19 protein-coding genes and 1 riboswitch are annotated in these 20,061 nt (G+C 70.2%); of the genes, 11 read left to right on the top strand and 8 right to left on the bottom strand.

What is annotated here, in order from left to right; genetic code table 11:
* The first annotated feature begins 13 nt into the window (after window positions 1-13).
* Window positions 14-1,321, top strand: a complete 1,308-nt coding sequence (locus ACLJRM_RS03560) for a protein kinase domain-containing protein (protein WP_410662240.1) — start codon at window positions 14-16, stop codon at window positions 1,319-1,321.
* A 33-nt stretch (window positions 1,322-1,354) separates the two neighbouring features.
* Here the strand turns inward: ACLJRM_RS03560 and ACLJRM_RS03565 are convergent, their stop codons facing one another.
* The 3 genes from ACLJRM_RS03565 to ACLJRM_RS03575 form a co-directional block, all read right to left on the bottom strand.
* Window positions 1,355-2,377 carry a LacI family DNA-binding transcriptional regulator gene (locus ACLJRM_RS03565; RefSeq protein ID WP_410662241.1) on the bottom strand — a complete coding sequence of 341 codons (1,023 nt, stop codon included), beginning with the start codon at window positions 2,375-2,377 and terminating at the stop codon, window positions 1,355-1,357.
* Window positions 2,378-3,022 (bottom strand): flavodoxin family protein, encoded by a 645-nt coding sequence (locus ACLJRM_RS03570; RefSeq protein ID WP_410662242.1) that lies wholly within the window; start codon window positions 3,020-3,022, stop codon window positions 2,378-2,380. It lies immediately after the preceding gene.
* 77 nt (window positions 3,023-3,099) lie between these two features.
* Window positions 3,100-3,804: an alpha/beta fold hydrolase gene (locus ACLJRM_RS03575; RefSeq protein WP_410662243.1), complete on the bottom strand. Its 705-nt coding sequence runs from the start codon at window positions 3,802-3,804 to the stop codon at window positions 3,100-3,102.
* A gap of 126 nt (window positions 3,805-3,930) precedes the next feature.
* On the opposite strand from ACLJRM_RS03575, the gene ACLJRM_RS03580 reads away from it, so the two are divergent.
* On the top strand, window positions 3,931-4,491 hold the full coding sequence (locus ACLJRM_RS03580; protein ID WP_101608317.1) for a TetR/AcrR family transcriptional regulator: 561 nt from the start codon (window positions 3,931-3,933) through the stop codon (window positions 4,489-4,491).
* Here the strand turns inward: ACLJRM_RS03580 and ACLJRM_RS03585 are convergent.
* Window positions 4,472-4,924 carry a hypothetical protein gene (locus ACLJRM_RS03585; protein WP_199192985.1) on the bottom strand — a complete coding sequence of 151 codons (453 nt, stop codon included), beginning with the start codon at window positions 4,922-4,924 and terminating at the stop codon, window positions 4,472-4,474. The two genes, ACLJRM_RS03580 and ACLJRM_RS03585, sit on opposite strands and share 20 nt — an antisense overlap.
* Before the next feature lie 59 nt (window positions 4,925-4,983).
* On the opposite strand from ACLJRM_RS03585, the gene ACLJRM_RS03590 reads away from it, so the two are divergent.
* From ACLJRM_RS03590 to ACLJRM_RS03615, 6 genes are all read left to right on the top strand, one after another.
* On the top strand, window positions 4,984-6,384 hold the full coding sequence (locus ACLJRM_RS03590) for a short-chain fatty acyl-CoA regulator family protein (protein ID WP_101608330.1): 1,401 nt from the start codon (window positions 4,984-4,986) through the stop codon (window positions 6,382-6,384).
* Between the two features lie 356 nt (window positions 6,385-6,740).
* Window positions 6,741-6,927, top strand: a riboswitch (cobalamin riboswitch).
* A 159-nt stretch (window positions 6,928-7,086) separates the two neighbouring features.
* Window positions 7,087-8,586, top strand: coding sequence for a CoA-acylating methylmalonate-semialdehyde dehydrogenase (locus ACLJRM_RS03595; protein ID WP_101608331.1), 1,500 nt, complete (start codon window positions 7,087-7,089; stop codon window positions 8,584-8,586).
* Between the two features lie 7 nt (window positions 8,587-8,593).
* Window positions 8,594-9,733, top strand: coding sequence for an acyl-CoA dehydrogenase family protein (locus ACLJRM_RS03600; RefSeq protein ID WP_410598588.1), 1,140 nt, complete (start codon window positions 8,594-8,596; stop codon window positions 9,731-9,733).
* On the top strand, window positions 9,730-10,764 hold the full coding sequence (locus tag ACLJRM_RS03605) for an enoyl-CoA hydratase/isomerase family protein (protein ID WP_410662244.1): 1,035 nt from the start codon (window positions 9,730-9,732) through the stop codon (window positions 10,762-10,764). The genes ACLJRM_RS03600 and ACLJRM_RS03605 overlap by 4 nt, the downstream gene beginning before the upstream one ends.
* The gene (gene mmsB / locus ACLJRM_RS03610) at window positions 10,761-11,648 is read left to right on the top strand and encodes a 3-hydroxyisobutyrate dehydrogenase (RefSeq protein WP_410662245.1); all 888 of its coding nucleotides are present in this window, start codon (window positions 10,761-10,763) and stop codon (window positions 11,646-11,648) included. The genes ACLJRM_RS03605 and mmsB overlap by 4 nt, the downstream gene beginning before the upstream one ends.
* Window positions 11,645-12,424: an enoyl-CoA hydratase gene (locus ACLJRM_RS03615; protein ID WP_410662246.1), complete on the top strand. Its 780-nt coding sequence runs from the start codon at window positions 11,645-11,647 to the stop codon at window positions 12,422-12,424. Before mmsB ends, ACLJRM_RS03615 begins: the two co-directional genes overlap by 4 nt.
* On the opposite strand, the gene ACLJRM_RS03620 is transcribed toward ACLJRM_RS03615, so the two are convergent.
* Window positions 12,415-13,116 carry a hypothetical protein gene (locus ACLJRM_RS03620; protein ID WP_410662247.1) on the bottom strand — a complete coding sequence of 234 codons (702 nt, stop codon included), beginning with the start codon at window positions 13,114-13,116 and terminating at the stop codon, window positions 12,415-12,417. The genes ACLJRM_RS03615 and ACLJRM_RS03620 overlap by 10 nt on opposite strands.
* Window positions 13,109-16,123, bottom strand: a complete 3,015-nt coding sequence (locus ACLJRM_RS03625; protein WP_410662248.1) for a DEAD/DEAH box helicase — start codon at window positions 16,121-16,123, stop codon at window positions 13,109-13,111. Before ACLJRM_RS03625 ends, ACLJRM_RS03620 begins: the two co-directional genes overlap by 8 nt.
* 148 nt (window positions 16,124-16,271) lie before the next feature.
* Between ACLJRM_RS03625 and ACLJRM_RS03630 the strand changes: the two genes are divergently transcribed.
* Together ACLJRM_RS03630 and ACLJRM_RS03635 are read left to right on the top strand one after the other, a co-directional pair.
* Window positions 16,272-17,387 carry a DICT sensory domain-containing protein gene (locus ACLJRM_RS03630; protein WP_410662249.1) on the top strand — a complete coding sequence of 372 codons (1,116 nt, stop codon included), beginning with the start codon at window positions 16,272-16,274 and terminating at the stop codon, window positions 17,385-17,387.
* A 13-nt stretch (window positions 17,388-17,400) separates the two neighbouring features.
* A complete protein-coding gene (locus ACLJRM_RS03635; RefSeq protein ID WP_410662250.1) occupies window positions 17,401-18,021 on the top strand; it encodes a hypothetical protein in 621 nt (206 codons plus the stop codon).
* Between the two features lie 9 nt (window positions 18,022-18,030).
* Here ACLJRM_RS03635 and ACLJRM_RS03640 read toward each other — a convergent pair whose 3' ends face one another.
* Entirely contained in the window at window positions 18,031-18,459 is a 429-nt protein-coding gene (locus ACLJRM_RS03640) for a MarR family winged helix-turn-helix transcriptional regulator (protein WP_410662251.1), read from the bottom strand.
* A gap of 70 nt (window positions 18,460-18,529) precedes the next feature.
* Here ACLJRM_RS03640 and ACLJRM_RS03645 point away from each other — a divergent pair, with 70 nt between their 5' ends.
* Window positions 18,530-19,138, top strand: a complete 609-nt coding sequence (locus ACLJRM_RS03645) for a TIGR03086 family metal-binding protein (RefSeq protein WP_101608340.1) — start codon at window positions 18,530-18,532, stop codon at window positions 19,136-19,138.
* Here ACLJRM_RS03645 and ACLJRM_RS03650 read toward each other — a convergent pair.
* Window positions 19,122-19,994 (bottom strand): alpha/beta fold hydrolase, encoded by an 873-nt coding sequence (locus ACLJRM_RS03650; protein ID WP_410662252.1) that lies wholly within the window; start codon window positions 19,992-19,994, stop codon window positions 19,122-19,124. The two genes, ACLJRM_RS03645 and ACLJRM_RS03650, sit on opposite strands and share 17 nt — an antisense overlap.
* Window positions 19,995-20,061 lie beyond the last annotated feature (67 nt).

A 20,061-nucleotide genomic window follows, 5' to 3' on the forward strand; every position in this document is an offset into this window, starting at 1 on the left:
CAAAGGGGGCGGCGTGACACGAGAAGGTGAGCTCGTCGCCGGACGCTACCGGCTGGAGCGCAAGGTCGGCCGGGGCGCGATGGGCGTCGTGTGGCGGGCGCGGGACGAACGGCTCGGCCGCACGGTCGCGGTCAAGCAACTGCTGCCGGACAACTCACCGGACGACGCCCCGTTCCGCTCGATCGTGCGCGCGATGCGGGAGGCCAGGGTCGCCGCGAGGCTCAAGCATCCGCACGCCGTCACCGTGTACGACGTCGCCGAGCAGGACGGAACCCCGTTCCTGGTCATGGAGTTCCTGCCGTCCCGGCCGCTGACGGACCTCCTCGCGGACGACGGTCCGCTCCCGGCGGGCCGGGTGGCGGAACTCGGCGCGCAGATCGCCTCGGCGCTGGCCGCGGCCCACGCGGACGGGATCCTGCACCGGGACGTCACGCCCAACAACGTCCTGATCACCGAGGACGGCCGGGCGAAGATCGCCGACTTCGGCCTGTCCCACGCCACCGGCGAAGGGACCATGACCGGCGGCGGCCTCGTCGTCGGCACTCCGGCGTTCCTCTCCCCCGAGGTCGCCGACGGCGAGGAGCCCGGCTACCCGTCGGACGTCTTTTCCCTCGGTGCCACGCTCTACACCGTGCTGGAAGGCGCGCCGCCGTTCGGCACCGACGGCAACCAGATCGCGCTCCTCAAACGGGTCGCCCGCGGCGAGATCACCGCGCCGCGGACCACCGGCCCGCTCACGGACGTCCTGCTGCGGCTGCTCCGGCGCGATCCCGCGGAGCGGCCGGACATGGCCGAAGCCGAGCGGATGCTCACCGCGGTCGCCGACGGCCGCCCGGCGATCCTGTCCGGCACGAAACGGCTTCCCGCCCCCACCCGCCGCTCACGGTTGCCGTTCGCCATCGCGGGCGGTGTGGTGGTGGCGGGTGGTGTCCTGGCGGGAATCCTCCTGTTCGACGGCGACACCCCCGAGGCTCCGGCGGCGGCCGCTCCACCCGCGAGCACGGTGGCGGAGAAGCCGGTGTGCGAAGCGAGCTACGAGGTGACCAACCGCTGGCCCGGCGGCTCGGAGATCCGGGTGTCCGTGCAGAACTCCCAGGACACACGGCTCACCGGCTGGGAGGTGAGCTGGACTCTGCCGCCCGGGACCCGCATCGCCAATCTGTGGAACGGTTCCCTGGCCCAGGAGGGCGACCGCGTGCGCGTGTCCGAACTCGACTGGAACGCGGTCCTGCCCGCCGGCGGGACGACCACCTTCGGCTTCATCTCGACCACCGGCGACGACGGCGGGGACGCGCCGGTCGCGGTGTGCCGGAGTTCCTGAGCCAAGGTCTCGGGACTTATCGCAACCAGAGGACTACTTGCGATTGGTGGATTCCCGCGCGTTCAGCCGCACGGGCACCTCGATCCGGCGCGGCCCACCCTCCGGTGTGCCGCCCTCGATGAGGTCCATCAACGCCGTCGCCGCGCGGCCGCCCACCTCACGCGGGTGGACGAACATCCCGGTCACCTGCGGCGAAGTGAGCCGCAGCGAACCGCTGTCCACCGCGCTGCAGATCCCGAGTTCACCCGGGACCGCGAGCTGACGGCGACGAGCCTCGTGGAGTACGCCGAGGGCGAGGTTCTCCGACGTCGTGAAAACGGCGTCCGGGCACACACGCCGGTCGAGCAGCCTGCCCAAGGCCTCGGCCGTGCCTTCGGTGGTCGGCGGTTCGTCGATCTCGGCCACCACCGGCTCCAGCCCCCGGTCTTCCGCCCAGCCGGTGTATCCCGCGACGAGGTCGGCCGCGTAGGAGCGGCTGGTGTCGGTGGTGATCATGGCCGGTCGCTCGTAACCGTTGTCCGCCAGGTGATCCAGCATCAGCCGGGCGGCCGCGACCAGGTCGTTGTCGACGACGACCGGTACCGGGCACGGCGCCGCCAGCGGGCGGCCGGTGGTGACCAGCGGCCGGTCGCGGCACCAGCCCGTGGCGAAGAACGGCTCGTCGCCGCGCGGGTCGACGAGGATGGCACCGTCGACGGCGAAGGCGTTCAGCCGGTCGAGATCGGCGTCCGGCGGCGTGAGAAGCAGGGCGTACGACCGTTTCGACGCGGTTTCGGCCGCCCCGTTGAGGACTTCGAGAAAGTAGTCCGAGTTCGGCACGAGCGCGCAAGCACTGCTCGCGTCGACCGAATTCGCGAGCTGGATCGCCAGGGTCCGGCTGCGCCGGGTGACCAACTGCTGTGCGTGGACGCTGGCCTGGTAGCCGAGTTCCGCCGCCGCCCGCGCGACGCGCCGCCGGGTATCCTCGGAGATCCGGCCCTGCCCGCTGAGCACGTGGGACACGGTGGTGATCGAGACCCCCGCCGCGGCGGCGACGTCACGGATGGTCGGCGACACTCAGGCCTCCACGGGCGGTCCCCAAACGCGGTTCGGCCGGTCGGTGTCCAGCCGATAGTCGGTGACGTGGGCGTCGCCCAGCCTACGTCCGAGGTCGGCCGCCGCCTCCAGCGGCCGCGCGGGATCGCGCTCGACCTCGCCCCGGCTGTTGCCGACGCCGACCACGATCCCGGCGAGGTCCTGGCGCAGGTACCGGGTGAGCTCCTGGAACTGGGCTTCGAGGCCGAGTGTCGCGCCGCGGTAGCTCTCCTCGCAGGAGATCAGCACCGCGGCGCGTTTACCCATCAGTCCCGGCACGACCTCGGCGGTGTGCGGCGAACTGCCGGACGTGTAACAGAAAAGCCGGTCGAAGAAGGACTTGAGCCGCCCGGTCATGCCGTACCAGTGCAGCGGCGTCGCGTACACGATCGCGTCCGCCGGGCGCACGTGGTCGAACAGCAGGCGCTCGTAGCCGTCGGCGATCCCGCAGGACCGGTCGCTCAGCCGGCAAGCGCGGCAGTCCCCCAGCGGCGACTCGACGAAATCGGAGAGGTGGGCGAAGCCGACCGTGTGCCCGGCTTCTTCCGCCCCCTTGGCCAGCGCCTGGGCGAGTGCCCAGGAATTGCCTTCACGACGCGGGCTCGAATCGAGCACCAAGACCTTCACGTGGTTCTCCCCGGAGAGGCTGCAAAAACGCTTTTGCAGTCTCTCCGGCGGAGGTTTCCCCTGTCAAGCGGCCGAGGTCAGGCGACCTTGGCGGCCGCCGCGAGGATGACCTCCGCGACGACGTCCGGCCGTGACACCGAGACGGCGTGCGAGGCCTCGACCCGGGTGACCTCCGAACCGGCGCGCTCGGACATGAACGCCTGCGCGGCGGCGGGGATCGCGTGGTCCTGCTCGGCGATCAACGCCCAGGACGGCACGTTCTTCCACGCCGGCTCGCCGTCGAACGGCGTGGCGAGCGCGCGCTCGGTGACCGGACGCTGGGTGACCGCCATGACGTCGGCGGTCTCCGCGGGGACGTCGGCCGCGAACACGTCCGAGAAGCTCTCGAGCTTGATCGAGAGCTCACCCTGCGAGGCGAGGACGTTCGTGGTGTCCGGGCCGAGCTTGCTTCCCTCGAACCGGCCGGACAGCTCGAACACGCTCTCCCCCGCGTCCGGCTGGAAGGCGGCGATGTAGACGAGCGCCTTCACGTTCGATGCGGCAGCGGCCGCACGGCTGATCACGACGCCGCCGTAGGAGTGCCCGGCCAGCACGACGGGGCCATCCACGCCGTTGACCACGTCGGCGACGTACTCCGCGTCGGACTCGATCCCGCGCAGCGGGTTCGACGCCGCCAGCACCCGGTAGCCCTGCTCGCGCAGCTTCGGGACGACGCCGTTCCAGCTGGACGAGTCGGCGAAAGCACCGTGGACCAGGACGACGGTGGGCTTCTGGTTGCTCATGGTGGCTCCTTCAGAGCTAGGGAGAATGATCGGTCTTTCTCCATGAACCATGCTCGCCGCGGATGCCTTCCGCAACGTGACGAAGGCGACCTGGTGGAATGACCGTTCTTTCTCTAAGGTGGGGCCATGCCGACTGTCGACCGGGACGTTCATCCGAAGGTCAGGCTGCTCGAGACCGCTTCACGCCTGTTCTACGCCGAGGGCATCCACGCCGTCGGGGTGGAGCGCCTGGTCTCCGAGGCGGCCGTCACCCGGGCGACCTTCTATCGCCACTACCCCACCAAGGACGACCTCGTCGCCGCGTACCTGAGCGCCACGAGCGAGCAGATCCGCGCGGGCGTCGGCGCGGTGACGCGCGGCAAACCCGCCCGCGAAGCGTTGCTCGCCGCACTGGGCATCGTCGGCGACCGGACGCTCGACGACGACTTCCGCGGCTGCCAGTTCCTCAACGCGGCCGCCGAGTACCCCGATCCCGCGCACCAGGTCCGCCAGGTCATCGACGACCACCGGGACTGGTTCTTCGGCGTGCTTCGCGACCTGGCGCGCGACGCGGGTCATGCCGACCCCGAGCACGCCGCCCGCGCACTCGTCCTCCTTCGCGACGGCGCGCTGCACGGCGGAAGCCTCGACGACGCCGAAACCGTGCGCGCGACCTTGCGCCGCGCGGTCATCGACGTCGTGAGCTGACCTTCCTCGCGGCCGCGTTCCGGACCCGCTTGGTCCGGCCGCGCTCGGCGAGGACGGCCAGCGCTTCCGCCGAGGCGGAGCTGTCGGAAACCTTGCGCTGCAGCCAATCCGTGGCTTCGGTCAGGTCTTCCGCCTGCCACGGGTCGCCGAGCGCGATCGCGCGGAACAGCGTCCACTCCCCCAGCCTGCGCACCAGGAACGGGCGATCTTCGATCAGCTCCGCGATCGTCTCCGACCAGGCCGGATACGACGGCAGAGGGTGCAGCGCGGCGGCCCTGGCATCGATGTGCCCGGCGATCGCCGCTTCCGCCATCACGCGGTCGGGATCGTCGAGCACGGCGCCCACCAAAGCGGCCTCGTCGTGCTCGGTCACCGCCGCCAAGGCGAGCCGATGGCGTTCGTAGCGCGCGTGTTCGGGCGGTTCGTCGTCCACAGGGGACATTCTGTTGTGAACGTTCGCGAACCGCTTGTAAAGCTTGTTACAGTCGATTTGTGGAGAAGATGTACGCGGGTGCCCGGCTGCGCCAGCTGCGCGAAGGCCGGTCCATGACGCAGTCCGAACTGGCCAGACTGCTGGAGATCTCGCCGAGTTACGTCAACCAGCTCGAACACAACGGCAGGCCCCTGACCATGCCGGTCCTGCTGAAGCTCACCGAGACCTTCGGCGTGGACACGGAGTTCTTCGCCGCCCGCGACACCGCCCGGCTGGTCGCCGACGTCCGCGAGGTGTTCGGCGACAACACCGTCAGCGGCGCGATCTCCGCGGGCGAGGTCGACGCGCTGACCACCACGCTGCCCGAGGTTGCGCGGACGCTCGTCGCGCTGCACCGTCGCTACCGCGAAGCCGTGGAGAACATCGCCACGCTGGTGACCGAGCAGGGACTCGACCGGTCGACCGCGCAGCAGCCGCACGAGGAGATCCGGGACTGGTTCTATCTGCGCCGCAACCACGTCACGGAACTGGACGCTCCCGCGGAGAAGCTGGCCGCCGAGTTGCGTCTCCACCCCGGTGAAGTCCGCAGTGGACTGGCCGCCGGACTGCTGGACCGTCACGGCGTCAAGGTGGTCTCCGAATCCCTCGGCGCCGATCAGCACCACTTCGACACGCGCGAGAAGACGCTGCGCCTCTCCCCCGCGCTGCGCCCCGGTCAGGCCGCGTTCCGGCTCGCGTCCGAGCTGGCGCTGCTGGAGGCAGGCGACGTGATCGACCGGCTCGTCGACGACGGGAAGTTCAGCGGCGACACCGCCCGGCGGCTCGCGCGGATCGGTCTGGCCAACTACTACGCGGGCGCGCTCGTGCTGCCGTATCGCGTTTTCCTCGGCGCGGCGGAACGCTACCGCTACGACATCACGCGCCTGTCCGACCACTTCGGCGTCGGCTTCGAGACGATCTGCCATCGGCTGTCCACTTTGCAGCGACCGGGCACCCGCGGCGTGCCGTTCTCCTTCGTACGGGTCGACCGTGCGGGCAACATCTCGAAACGTCAGTCCGCCACCGGGTTCCACTTTTCCCGCGTCGGCGGCTCGTGTCCACTGTGGATCGTCTACGAGGCGTTCAGCTCACCGGGACGGATCCTCACGCAGGTCGCCGAACTCCCGGACGGAAAGAAGTACTTCTGGCTGGCCCGTACCGTTTCCCGCGCGGCGGGCGGGCACGGCGATCCCGGCAAGACGTTCGCGATCGGGCTCGGCTGCGAACTCCGGCACGCGCGGCGGCTCGTGTACTCCGACGGGCTGGCGCTCGGCACCGGCGCGGCCGTCACCCCGATCGGAATGGGGTGCAAGGTCTGCGAACGGCCCGCGTGCCCGCAGCGCGCCTTCCCCGCGATCGGGAAACCGATGCGGGTCGACGAACATTCGTCCAGCCTGCTGCCCTACCCGCCACTCTCGTGAGTGGCGGTTTATCGAGGAGAAGGGCAACCTTGCGTGCTCGTGCCGTCTTTCGTTCGCAGGGTGGGCGTTGGCAAAGCCACTTTCGCAACGGTGAAGGTTGGGAAAGTGGCTTTCGCAACACCGCTGTCCCCGGGTGACCCCGTTCCTGGCCGGAGCTGAAGGTTCAGACCGTGTGAGGCGAGGTGGTCGTGAGTGGCGATTCGGCTTAGAACCCGAATCGCCACTCACGACCGAAGCCACTGATCCCGGCCACCGTGAAGGCCACGGCCGGCAGCCGGGCGGGGGATACCGCCCCTACCACTCACGAGACCCATCGCGTACCTGAGGCGTACGCCACACCCTTGTCCTCGACATAGTCGGACTTCCTACTTTATGGTGTCCACAGGTCTGCGGTGCAGGGAAGCCGGTGAAAATCCGGTGCGGTCCCGCCACTGTGACCGGGGAGCGGCGCTCCCGCAGAGAAGGCCACTGGCGCGAGCCGGGAAGGCCGGAGCCGCCGCGGATCCGGGAGCCAGGATACCGGCCGCAGACGTGTCGTGTTCGTCCACGAGGATGGAGCTGAACGCATGCGGATTCTTCCTGCCTGCGCGAAAGTCGCCGACCCGCCACCACCCCGGCGGTAAGTCGTCCGTACTCCCCTGCCCGGCCGCCGATCGTGGTCTTCGGGCGGCTTCGTCCTGCGTACTTTCGGAAAGGGCTTCCATGAGCACCGAACTCAGCCACTTCGTCGGCGGTAAGCCGGTATCGGGTACGTCCGGCCGGTTCGCCGACGTCTTCGACCCCAGCACCGGCGCCGTTCAGGCCCGCGTCCCGCTCGCTTCGGCCACTGAGGTCGCCGCCGTCGTCGCCGACGCGGCGCAGGCCCAGCTCGAATGGGCCCGCTGGAACCCGCAGAAGCGGGCCCGCGTGCTGATGAAGTTCGTCGACCTCGTCCGCGCGGAAGAGGACTCCCTCGCCCGCCTGCTCTCGTCCGAACACGGCAAGACCGTTCCCGACGCGCGCGGCGACATCCAGCGTGGCCTCGAAGTGGTCGAGTTCGCCATCGGTATCCCGCACCTGCTCAAGGGCGAGTACAGCGACAGCGCGGGCACCGGCATCGACGTCTACTCGATGCGGCAGCCCCTCGGCGTGGTCGCCGGCATCACGCCGTTCAACTTCCCCGCGATGATCCCGTTGTGGAAGGCCGCCCCGGCGATCGCCTGCGGCAACTCCTTCGTGCTCAAGCCGTCCGAACGCGACCCGTCGGTCCCGCTGCGGCTGGCCGAACTCTTCCTCGAAGCAGGCTTGCCGCCGGGCGTGTTCAACGTGGTCAACGGTGACAAGGAAGCCGTCGACGCGCTGCTCACCGACCCCCGCGTCGAGGCCGTCGGCTTCGTCGGCTCGTCGTCGATCGCCGAGTACATCTACACGACCGCGGCCGCGCACGGGAAGCGCGCGCAGTGCTTCGGCGGCGCCAAGAACCACATGATCGTGATGCCGGACGCCGACCTCGACCAGGTCGTCGACGCGCTGATCGGCGCCGGGTACGGCTCCGCGGGTGAACGCTGCATGGCGATCTCCGTGGCCGTCCCGGTCGGTGAAGCCACCGCAGACGCGCTGGCCGCCCGGCTGACCGAACGCGTCAAGACGCTGAAGATCGGTGCTTCGCTCGACGAGACGGCCGACTTCGGGCCGCTGGTCACCGCCGAAGCCGTCCAGCGCGTCCGCGACTACATCGACGTCGGCCTCGCCGAGGGCGCGAAACTGCTGGTCGACGGCCGCGAGACCACTGTGGACGGTCACGAGAACGGCTTCTTCCTCGGCGGCTGCCTGTTCGACCACGTCACCAGCGACATGCGGATCTACCGCGAGGAGATCTTCGGCCCGGTGCTGTCGATCGTGCGCGCGGCCGACTACGAGGAAGCGCTGCGGCTGCCCAGCGAGCACGAGTACGGCAACGGCGTCGCGATCTTCACCCGCGACGGCGACACCGCCCGCGACTTCACCTCGCGGGTGAACACCGGCATGGTCGGGGTCAACGTGCCCATCCCGGTCCCGATCGCCTACCACACCTTCGGCGGCTGGAAGCGCTCCGGTTTCGGCGATCTCAACCAGCACGGACCGGACTCGATCCGGTTCTACACCAAGACCAAGACGGTCACCTCGCGCTGGCCTTCGGGCACCAAGGAAGGCGCCAGCTTCGTCATCCCGACGATGAGCTGAGGCCACGATGAGACTGACGGACGAACAGCGGGCCCTGCGTGAGACCGCCGCGGAGTTCGCGGCGGAACACCTCGCCCCGCACGCGATCGAATGGGACCAGGCCAAACACTTCCCGGTCGACGTCCTCCGCAAGGCCGCCCAGCTGGGCATGGGCGGCATCTACCTGCCCGAAGACCTCGGCGGCTCCGCGCTCGGACGGCTCGACGGCGTCCTCGTGTTCGAGGCGCTCGCCGGCGGCTGCCCGTCGCTGGCCGCCTACATCTCGATCCACAACATGGTCGCGACCATGATCGACAAGTTCGGCGACGACGCCCAGCGGCACCGGTACCTCCCGCGCATGTCCACGATGGACGCGTTCGGCAGCTACTGCCTCACCGAGCCGGACGCGGGTTCCGACGCGGCGGCGCTCTCCACCCGTGCCCGCCGCGACGGCGACCACTACGTGCTCGACGGCGTCAAGCAGTTCATCTCCGGCGCGGGCACTTCGGACGTCCACGTCGTGCTCGCCCGCACCGGCGGTCCCGGCGCCCGGGGCATCTCGGCGTTCATCGTCGACCGGGACACGCCCGGGGTCTCCTTCGGCCCCAACGAGATCAAGATGGGCTGGAACGCCCAGCCCACCAGGCAGGTCATCTTCGAGGACGCCCGCGTCCCGGCGTCCGCGCTGCTCGGCGGCGAGGGCAACGGGTTCCGGGTCGCCATGTCCGCTTTGGACGGTGGCAGGCTCAATATCTCGGCCTGCTCCCTCGGCGGCGCCGAAGCCGCGCTCGGCATGGCCGTCCGGCATCTGTCGGAGCGCTCAGCGTTCGGCGAGAAGCTGTCCGAGAAGCAGGCATTGCAGTTCCGGCTGGCCGACATGCGGACCGATCTCGAAGCCGCGAGGACCTTGTTGTGGCGGGCGGCGGACGCGCTCGACCAGGGCGAGGACACCGCCACCCAGCTTTCGGCGATGGCCAAGCGGTTCTGCACCGACACCGGGTTCGAGGTGGCCAACCAGGCGCTGCAACTGCACGGAGGCTACGGCTACCTCGCCGAATACGGGCTGGAGAAGATCGTCCGCGACCTGCGGGTGCACCAGATCCTCGAAGGGACCAACGAAATCATGCGCGTGATCATCTCGCGCCGGATGCTGCAGGAGGCTTCGTGAACGACGTCCACTTCCTCGTCCACAGTGGAATCGGCCGGATCACGCTGAACCGGCCGCGTGCGCTGAACTCGCTGAACCACGACATGGTCCTCGCCATGCTCGAGCGCCTCGAAGCGTGGCGTTCCGATCCGGCGGTCCGCGCGGTGCTGATCGACGGCGCCGGCGACCGCGGGCTCTGCGCGGGCGGCGACATCCGCGCGATCTACGACGACGCCCGCACCGGTGGCACCGCGTCCCTGCGCTTCTGGGCCGACGAGTACCGGCTCAACGCCCTCATCTCGCGGTACCCGAAGCCGTACCTGGCGCTCATGGACGGTCTCGTCATGGGCGGCGGGGTCGGGGTCTCCGCGCACGGCAGCCACCGGATCGTCACCGAACGATCCCGGATCGGCATGCCCGAAACCGGCATCGGCTTCGTCCCGGACGTCGGCGGCACGTACCTGCTGTCCCGCGCCCCCGGTGAACTCGGCACGCATGTCGCGCTCACCGCCGGGTCGATCTCCGGCCCCGACGCGATCCACTGTGGACTCGCCGACCACTTCGTGTCGAGCGAACGGGTTCCGGACCTTCTCGACGCGCTCGCGTCGCGCACTCCGGACAACGCGCTGGAGCTGTTCGCCGAGGCCGCGCCGCCGAGTGTGCTGGCCAAGGACGCGGACTGGATCGACCAGTGCTACGCGGCCGACACCGTCGAGGAGATCCTCACCCGGCTCCACGCCGGAGGTGACGCGGCGGCCACCGCCGCCAAGGAGATCGAGGCGAAGTCCCCCACCGCGCTGAAGGTGACCCTGCGCGCGCTCCGCAGCGCCGCGGCGCTGCCCGATCTGGAGGCCGTGCTGGCGCAGGAGTTCCGGATCTCGACCCACGCGCTCTCCTCGGCCGAGTTCGTCGAGGGCATCCGGGCCCAGATCATCGACAAGGACCGCTCGCCGAAGTGGTCGCCTGCCACCTTGCCCGAGGTGGCGGACAAGCTCGTCGATGCCTACTTCGCCGATCTCGGCGACGCGGAGTGGAACGGGGTGGCCCGATGACGATCGCCTTCCTCGGTCTCGGCAACATGGGCGGCCCGATGGCCGCCAACCTGGTCGAGTCCGGTGAGACCGTCCACGGCTACGACCCGGCTCCCGCCGCCCGCTCCGGAGGCGTGGCCAGGTTCGACACCGCGAGCGCGGCCGTCGCGCGGGCCGACGTCGTCATCACGATGCTGCCGAGTGGCAAGCACGTCCTCGACTGCTATCGGGAGATCCTGCCGTCCGCGCGGCCCGGCACGATGTTCGTCGACTGCTCCACCATCGACGTCGCCGACGCCCGTCAGGCGGCCGAACTGGTCCTGGAGGCGGGGCACCGGGCGGTCGACGCGCCGGTTTCGGGCGGCGTGGTCGGCGCGGAGGCCGGAACGCTGACGTTCATGGTCGGCGGCGATCCGGAGGCGTTCGCCGCGGCCGGGCCCCTGCTCGGCGTCATGGGTGCCAGGGCGATCCACTGTGGAGCGTCGGGCGCCGGTCAGGCGGCGAAGATCTGCAACAACATGATCCTCGGCGTCTCGATGATCGCCGTCTCCGAGGCGTTCGCACTCGGCGAAGAACTCGGCCTCACCCACCAGGCGCTGTTCGACGTCGCCTCGACCGCGTCCGGCCAATGCTGGGCGCTGACCACCAACTGCCCGGTGCCCGGCCCTGTCCCGGCCAGCCCCGCCAACCGTGACTACAGCGGCGGATTCGCCAGCGGCCTGATGCTGAAAGACCTGAGGCTGGCCGAATCCGCCGCCCGGGACAACGACGTCGCCACCCTGCTCGGCACGAGGGCCGCGGAACTCTACGCGGCGTTCGTCGAACGGGACGGTCCCGGCCGGGACTTCTCCGCCATCATCACCGCCGTCCGCGACGGCCTTCTCGGCAAGGAAACCACCGCATGAGCGAGTACGAGACCATCACCGTCGAGCGGGCGGGCGACCGCGTCGCCCTGATCACCCTCAACCGCCCCAAGGCCCTCAACGCGCTGAACCTGCGAGCGATGCGGGAGATCACCGGGGCGGCGGGCGAACTCGGCCAGGATCCCGACGTCGGCGCCATCGTCCTCACCGGTTCCGCCAAGGCCTTCGCGGCGGGCGCGGACATCAAGGAGATGCAGCCGCAGTCGTTCAGCGACGTCTACGCGGCCGACTGGTTCGCCGGCTGGGACGCGCTGTCCCGCGTGCGCGTCCCGCTGATCGCCGCAGTCTCCGGCTACGCGCTCGGCGGCGGTTGCGAACTCGCCATGATGTGCGACGTCCTGATCGCGGCGGACAACGCCAAGTTCGGCCAGCCGGAGATCACCCTCGGCGTCATCCCCGGCATGGGCGGCTCGCAGCGGCTCACCCGCGCGATCGGCAAGGCCAAGGCGATGGACCTGTGCCTCACCGGCCGCATGATCGACGCGGCCGAAGCGGAGCGGTCGGGACTCGTCTCCCGTGTCGTCCCGGCGGAGAACCTGCTCGACGAGGCCCTCGCGGTCGCGGCGAAGGTCGCGAGCATGTCCCGCCCCGCGGCCATGATGGTCAAGGAGGCCGTCAACCAGGCCTTCGAGACCGGTCTCGCCGACGGGCTCCGGTTCGAACGGCGCCTGTTCCACGGCACCTTCGCCACCCAGGACCAGAAGGAGGGTATGGCCGCGTTCACCGAAAAGCGCGAGCCGAAGTTCCTTCACTCCTGACCGGTGAGCACCCGGTAGAGCGGTCGCAGCAGGGCGGTGACCGAGGTGCCGTCCACCGTGGCCTTGAGCGGCGGGACCTCGTCGAGCAGCCCCAACGGATCCCCGGCCGGGGGTCGTCGCGTGTTCGTGACGTCCCCGGCCGGGCCCCAGCCGAAGAAGTCGTCCATCACCTCGTCGAGGGCGGCCGTCTCGGTTTCCGCCGACGGCGCCGTGACCCGGGCGCCCGCCTGCCGTCCGATCTCTTCGAGCAGCGCCGTGCGGTCCCGTCCGCGGAGCGCGAAGATCGCGAACGGGTCCGTTTCGTCCGCGAGCGCGATCAGTCCGGCGACGAGGTGGTCGCACGGGACGCGGGTGCCCGGGCACGTGCAGTCCAGCGACAGTTCCCACGCCGCTTCGGGGAACAGCGGTACCTGCTCCGCGGCGAAGAAGCGGTCGATGTCGTCCGGGACCCGCCCGTCGAGCAGGGCCGTGGTCGTGGCCTCGTCCGCGACCACGGCGGCGATGACCGCCGTCCACACCTGCTTGCCGAACGTCGGCAGGCCGACGCGGACCTCGTAGAACCGTTGCCGTGTCACCCGCACCTGGGCGATGGCGGCGCCGGGGCCGATCGTCAGCGTGTCGACCCGGCAGGGCGGCACGAGTCCTTTGTGGACGCCGAGTTCTTCGAACGCCCGGCGGAATCCTTCAGTCATCGGCCGCCTCCCGTCCCAGCGCGAAGACCTCGCGCAGCGAAGCGGTGGACAGCTCCGTGAGCCAGTCCTCCCCGTCGGTGACGACGAGACCCGCCAGCGCTTCCTTCTTCGTGATGACGGCGTCGATCCGTTCCTCGATGGTGCCGGGGCAGACGAACTTCCGGACCTGGACACTCCGTCGCTGGCCGATGCGGAAGGCCCGGTCGGTGGCCTGCTCCTCGACCGCAGGATTCCACCACCGGTCGAGATGCAGGACGTGGGTGGCCGCGGTGAGCGTCAGCCCCGCTCCCCCGGTCTTCAGCGACGCGAGCAGGATCGGCGGGCCTTCGCCCGACTGGAAATGCTCGACGATCGAGTCGCGGCGGCGCTGCGACAACCCGCCGTGCAGAAAGGCGATCTTCGCGTTCAGCCGGTGCGAAAGATGCGGCACCAGCAGGTGACCGAACTCGGCGAACTGCGTGAAGCAGAGCACGCGGTCGCCCGACTCCAGGATCTCCGCGAGGAGTTCTTCGAGCCGGTTGACCTTGCCGGACCGGCTTCCGATCGGCGAACCGTCGTGCAGCAGATGCGCGGGGTGGTTGCAGATCTGCTTGAGTTTCGTGATCGCCGCGAGGATGTTGCCGCGCCGTTTGACCCCGGCGCTGTCGGCGATCTTGGTCATCATCTCGTCCACGGTCGCGCGATACAGCGTCACCTGTTCGCGGGTGAGGCGGTACTCCTGGAGGATCTCGATCTTCTCGGGCAGGTCGGCGAGTACGGTGGGGTCGGTTTTGAGGCGCCGCAACAGGAACGGCCGGGTCAGCCGGCGCAGCTCGGTGGCCGCGGCGAGATCGCCCCGGCGTTCGATCGCCACTTCGAACCGCTCACGGAACTCTTGCCTGCCACCGAGGACGCCGGGGTTGAGCAGATCCGAGAGCGACCACAGATCGGCGAGCCGGTTCTCCACCGGCGTCCCGGTCAGCGCGACCCGGTGGCCGGCGGGGATCCGGCGCAAGGCCTGGGCCGGTCCGGTGTTCTGGTTCTTGACCGCCTGCGCCTCGTCGAGGACGAGCCGGTGCCACCGGGTGCCCGCGAGTTCGTCGGCGTCGCGGGCGGCGGTCGAGTAGGTGGTGACGACGAGGTCCGCGCCCTCGATCCGCGCCGCCAGCCGCGCCCCGTGCTCACGATCGGCGCCGTGGTGAAGGTGGACGCGCAGTTCCGGCGCGAATCTGGCCGCTTCGCGTTGCCACGTCCCGAGCAACGACATCGGGCAGACGAGCAGCGTCGGCCCGGTGTTGTCGTCCTGTGCCCGTTCGATCGCTTCGAGCGCGAGAAGCTGGACCGTCTTGCCGAGCCCCATGTCGTCGGCGAGGCAGGCACCGAGCCCGATCGACGTCATGAAGGCGAGCCAGGCGACGCCCCGGCTCTGGTACGGCCGCAGCGTCGCCAGGAACGTCGGCGGCGGCTCGACCGGCTCGAGGGTGCGCTGGACACGCCCGGTGAGGAAGTCGTCGATCCAGCCGTCGGTCGTGACCTCGGTGACCGGCAGCGGCGCTTCGAAGCCTCCGCGGAGCAGGGCCAGCAGGTCCGCCGGGGTGGGCAGCGGCGGTTTCTCGCGATCCGGGTCGCGGCGCAGGTACTCGAGACCGGCGCGCAGCAGTTCGGGGTCCACGCTCACCCAGCGGCCGCGCAGCCGCACCAGTGACGACTTCGCGGCGGCGAGCCCGGCCAGTTCCTCGTCGGTCAGCGCGTCTTCCCCGACGGCGAGCGCCCAGCGGTAGGAGGCGAGCTGGTGGCGGCCGAGCCGGTGCACGGCGGCCTGGTCGACGGGCGCCCCGCGGACGGACAGCTTGAGCGCGAGCTTCCGCCTGCCGCCCCAGCTCGCCGGGAGCTGGACGTCGAAACCGGCCGCGACCAGCTGTTCCGCGCCACCGTCGAGGAACTCCACGGTTTCGGCGACGGTGAGATCGTAGATGCCCGGCTTCTCCACCCGGATCGCCGGATCGAGCAGCGGCAGCACTCCCGCCGCTCGTTCCAGTTCGGCGGCGAAAAGCCCTTCGGGGTCGGTGAACTTCGCGCCCGCGTCGCCGGACCAGACGTCCTCGGCCGGGAGCAGGAGGCTGGGATCGGCGGCGGAGCGCAGGAGGAAGTGCAACTGCCACTTGGTTCCGTCACCGGTCTGGTCGTCCGGATCGTCCGCCGGGCCATGCAGCGTGGGGACCTCGTCGAGCCGGAGGCAGACGGTGCCCTCGGTGAGGTCGGTGTCGCCGACGGCGTCCCAGGCCGCGATGCCCTCGGCGACGATCCCCATCCGTCCCGGTGCCTGGCCGATCCGGTCGTCGGCGCTCTTCAGCGCGTGCAGCCACGACCCGAACGGCCCTTCGCGTCCGTCGCTCTCCGAGGCGTGGCCCGCGGCTGCCAGACGATCGCGGACGGCGGCGTCGACCAGGGTGTGGAGCGCGTCGGTGACCAGCGCCGCCGGGCCGGGCCGGGTGTGTTCGGCCCGGCCGACCGGCGGGGTGGCCGCGATCAGTGCCCGGAGTGTGACGGCGTCGCCGCCCCGGGCCACCGGCCGCCACCGGGCTCGCGCCACGATCTCGTTCCGCACGAGCGTGGGCAGCACGCGGCCGCGGCGCACCAGGTCGTCGGCCAGCCGGACGACGGCGCGCAGGTGGCGGACCGAGGTGCCGTAGCTGACGGTGTCCGCCAGGTCTCCCAGCTCGGACGGGTCGATCAGGAGCGCCGGGACCGACCACGGCTCCAGCGACAGTTCTTGCTGTGGACGGCCGCGGGCGCCCAGCTCGGGCGAGGCGACCGGGCCGCCACGCCGTGACGGCAGCAGCAGGACGGCCGACGCCGGTTTCCCGGGGTGCAGCTCGGTCAGATCCGCGACCGACGCGGCGAACGGATGCGGCCGCGCGGCGCTCGACGGCCGCATCGACGTGGTCGCCGGGCGGTCTCCGTGTTCACCCCACAGCACGATTCCGCGGCCACGGGACCACAGGCCGTGCACGACGAGTGGCGACATGGTCTCCCTTCCGCGGTCTGGTTCCCTCCAGCATGCCCGGGGCCGATCAGCGTCCGGTCAGCGAGGGTCACACCATCGTGTAGCTAGGCGGACGCCGCCCGCTCTTCTAGCCTGATGTGCTCGTCCCCACACGGAAGCGATGCATTCGATGACCGACGGAGAAGCGCGCGCGGGCGTGCTGTCGAAACGCGCGCTGGTGATCGCTTCCCACGCCGTCGAACGGGCCGCGCTCGCCGAAGGCACCGACGAGAACATGGTCGTCCTCGCGCTCTTCCAGCGCCTGCCGTACTTCGAGCGGGAACGCGAGGTCTACGCCAGGATCGCCCGGCGCGCGGCCGTGACCGTCGTCGGCATGGTCGATTCCGGCCGCCCGGACCTGCCGCACGGCGTGACCCCGGTACTGCTGCGCGCCGACGAGAACCTCGCCCGCGAATGGTCGGTCGCGGTGCTCACCCCGACCTTCGGCGGCTCGGTCGTCGCCCAGGACCTCGACGACGTCGACCCCTCGGCGACGTCCGTCGAAGCGGCCCGCCGTTTCCAAGGCCGCTGGGGTTTCCGCCGCGACGAGGCCTACGCCGAAGTCGTCCGGTTGCGTGACGCGCTCGGCGATCGGCTGCCGCCCACCGCGCGGATCAAGATCGACGAGGTCCTGAACAGCGTGACGACCCCGGCGGCGGCGCCGGTGGAGAACCGCGCGGAAGCGGCTCTGCGTCACCTCGCCGCCCGGCTGGAGCGACGGCCGTCGCCGAAACCGGAGGAACCGGCCCTCGCGACCGATCCCGACACCGGCCTCGCGACCATGGCCGGGATCGCCGGCTGGCTGGGCGCGTCGACCGACACCGTCCCGCTCGGCCTGATCCTCATCACCGTCGACGACCTCACCGAGGTCGGGCGGCGCCATGGCGACCGGGTCAGGATGCACACCGAGCAGAACATCGCGGATCTGATCCGCGAGGACCTGCGCCCGCTCGACCAGGCCGTCCGGCTGGGCAGCGGCGAGTTCCTGCTCGTCCAGCCCGCGCTGGGGTCGGCCGACCTGACCGAACGCAGCCTGCGGCTCGAACGGCGGCTCGGCGCGCTCCACGCCACGTACCCGTTCGTGGACCTGCACCCGCGGACGACGACCATGCTCACGCGGAAACGGCCGCTGCCGGTGCATTCCCTGCGCGCGCAGCTGAAACAGGTGCCGACGGCGGCGTTGTGGCCGCCCAGTCACGGCATGCTCCCGTCGCCGAACGGCGGCGGTTCGACCTGGTTCCGCTGATACGGTCTCCCCGGTGAAAACCGTCCTGGACACGATTGATCCACGCGAGGCGCTGACGATCCTCGGCTGCTCGAAGGGCAAGACCCGGGGCGGTACTGAGCCCGAAACCGGCACTGTCTGGCCGGAGGAGATGCTTCGCGCGCGGGCCGAGGTCCTGGCGAGGTCCAAGGTCGACAGCGGCGGACTGCGGCCCGCGTGGCTCCGCTACAACGGGCACTTCTACCGGAACGTCGGCGGCGCGCTGGGCGAGGCCGTCGAACACGGACGGACGCTGATCCTCAGCGGTGGCTACGGAATCCTGCGCGCCGACGAGCCGATCTCCTACTACGACCGGAAGCTGAAGCTCAGCGACTGGCCGTCCGGTGTACTCGAAGACGCCGTCATCGGGGAAGCGCGCCGGATCGGAGCGACCAAGGTGGTCACGTTCGTGTCCGCCAGCGCCGACTACGCCAAGCTGATCCGGCGAATCCCCTGGGGTGACACGGAAATCGAAGCCGTGCTGGTGACGATCGACTTCCACGACGGCGGGGCGCAGATCGAGGTGCCGCGGCGGCTTGCCCAGGCTTTCAGCGCGTGGTGGCACCGGACGCCGTCCGGTTACCCGGCGGGGATGGTCACCGAGGTCCTGGCGTAGGCCCCCGGGTCACGGCCATCGCGCTTCGGAAAGCGCGAGCGCGGCGCGGAGGAACGCCTTGCGGTCGGCGGCGGGGAGCTGGTCGAGGAGCCGCTCCTCCTGCTCCTGGATCCGCGACTGGGCCGACCTTCGCGCGGCGCGGCCGTCTTCGGTGATCCCCAGCAGCCGGACCCGGCGATCCTTCGGGTCGGGCTCGCGGGTGATCAGGCCGCCTTCCTGGAGGGTGTCGAGGGTGCCGATGATCCGGGTCTTGTCCGCGCCGATCGCCTTGGCGAGCGCGGCCTGCGTGCGGACGGGCCCGTCGTCGAGGGCGCTGAGCACCACGTAGCCCCACATCGTCAACCCGTGCTCGGCCAGCACCGGCGTCTCGGCGGTCATCAGCCGTCGCATCAGCCCGCCGAGCATCGCCGCGAGATCCGGCCTCCTCTGCTCCGCCATGCGCAGACCATACCGACCGGACTCGCGAAACCGGTTGACGAACTCGTACGCACATGTAGATGATGTGCGTATGCCTATCGATGAACTCCGCATCCTCGACGCCATCGTGGTCCGGGCGAGCCTCGACCTCGTCTCCCAGATCACCCCCAGCGACCTGGAAAAACCGACCCCCTGCACCGCCTGGACCCTGCACGGCCTCCTCGCGCACATGGCGACCCAGCACTACGGCTTCGCCGCCTCGGCCGACGGCGAGAGCCACCTCGACTACTGGCGCCTGGTCCCGCTGGGCGAAGACCCCATCGCCACCTACCGCGACTCGGTCAAGCGGGTCCTGAACGCCTTCGTGCCCCACGACCTCGACGCCCGCAAGTTCGCGCTTCCCGAGTTCTCCACCGAAATCACCTTCACCGCGGAGCAGGCACTGGGCTTCCATTTCGTGGACTACCTGGTGCACTCCTGGGACGTGGCCAAGACCCTCGGCCTCCCGATCGAGTTCCAGCAGGAGGTGCTCGACGCCGGACTGAAGTTCGCCGAGTCGATTCCGAACGGGCAGAACCGGAAGGCACCGGGCGCCGCCTTCGGCCCGGCCGTCGACGGCTCGGGACCGTCCGATTTGGACACGATCGTCGCACTGCTGGGACGCTCCCCGTCATGGCCGGACGTCACGCCCCGGAACTGACCGGTGCGGCCTCGAGGATCCGGGCGGTGACGAGTCCGGGTTTCTCGAGGGACAGTCCGTGGGTGGTCTTGGGCACGACCTCGACGCGGAGGTGCGGGCTCAAGGATTCGAGCCGGGCCGCCACCGCGCGGGCATCGTGGATGACACTGCGTTCGGCGACGACGATCCGGGTGGGTACGTCGATGGCGTACAGCTCGTCGTCGCCGAACAGGTGCATCTCGGGGAGGTGCTGCTTGTACTTCAGAGCAGCGAAAAGCAGGGGTCGCATGGTGTGCCGCACGTCCGGATCCCCGGACGCCACCAGCCGGAGCAGCCATTTCGGCAGGAACCAGCGGAAGATCTCACGCAAGCTCCACCAGATGAAGCTCCGGCCGATCACGCCGAATCCCGAGGCTTCGAAGGTGACGACGCCGGCGATCCGGTCGGTCGTCCGGGACGCGAGATTCAAAGCGAGCCAGCCACCTCGCGACACTCCGGCGAGATAGACCTTGTCGTGGCCGGTTCCCGCGAGCACCCCGTCGACGACCTCGGCGAGCCAGCCCGCGCAGTCCTCTGTGGACTCGATCGGCGCGGTCTGGATCGACCGCCCCGGCTCTCCGATCGTGTCGACGGCGTGGATCCGGTGCCGCACGGCGAGTTCCGCGACATGCGGATACCAGGACAACGACGTTCCCATCCCGCCGGGAAGCAGGACGACCGGCGGGCCGTCTTCGGGACCGCAAGACCGAACGCGGGTCGGGCCGAATCTCGTCTCGACGTCCAGTTCCTCGGCGGGAACCGGCCACTTCCGCAGGATCGCGTCGTAGGTGGCGAAGAAGCGCTCTTCCGCCTTCTTGTCAGTGAACTCCCCCAGCATCGTGCCTCCTCGAAGTTTTTATGGTGCACTTGCACCATAACAGTCCGTGGCCGCTCCGGCCACCTCT

The sequence above is a fragment of the Amycolatopsis sp. lyj-84 genome (assembly GCF_046549075.1).
In the GTDB taxonomy this organism is placed as follows: Bacteria; Actinomycetota; Actinomycetes; order Mycobacteriales; family Pseudonocardiaceae; genus Amycolatopsis.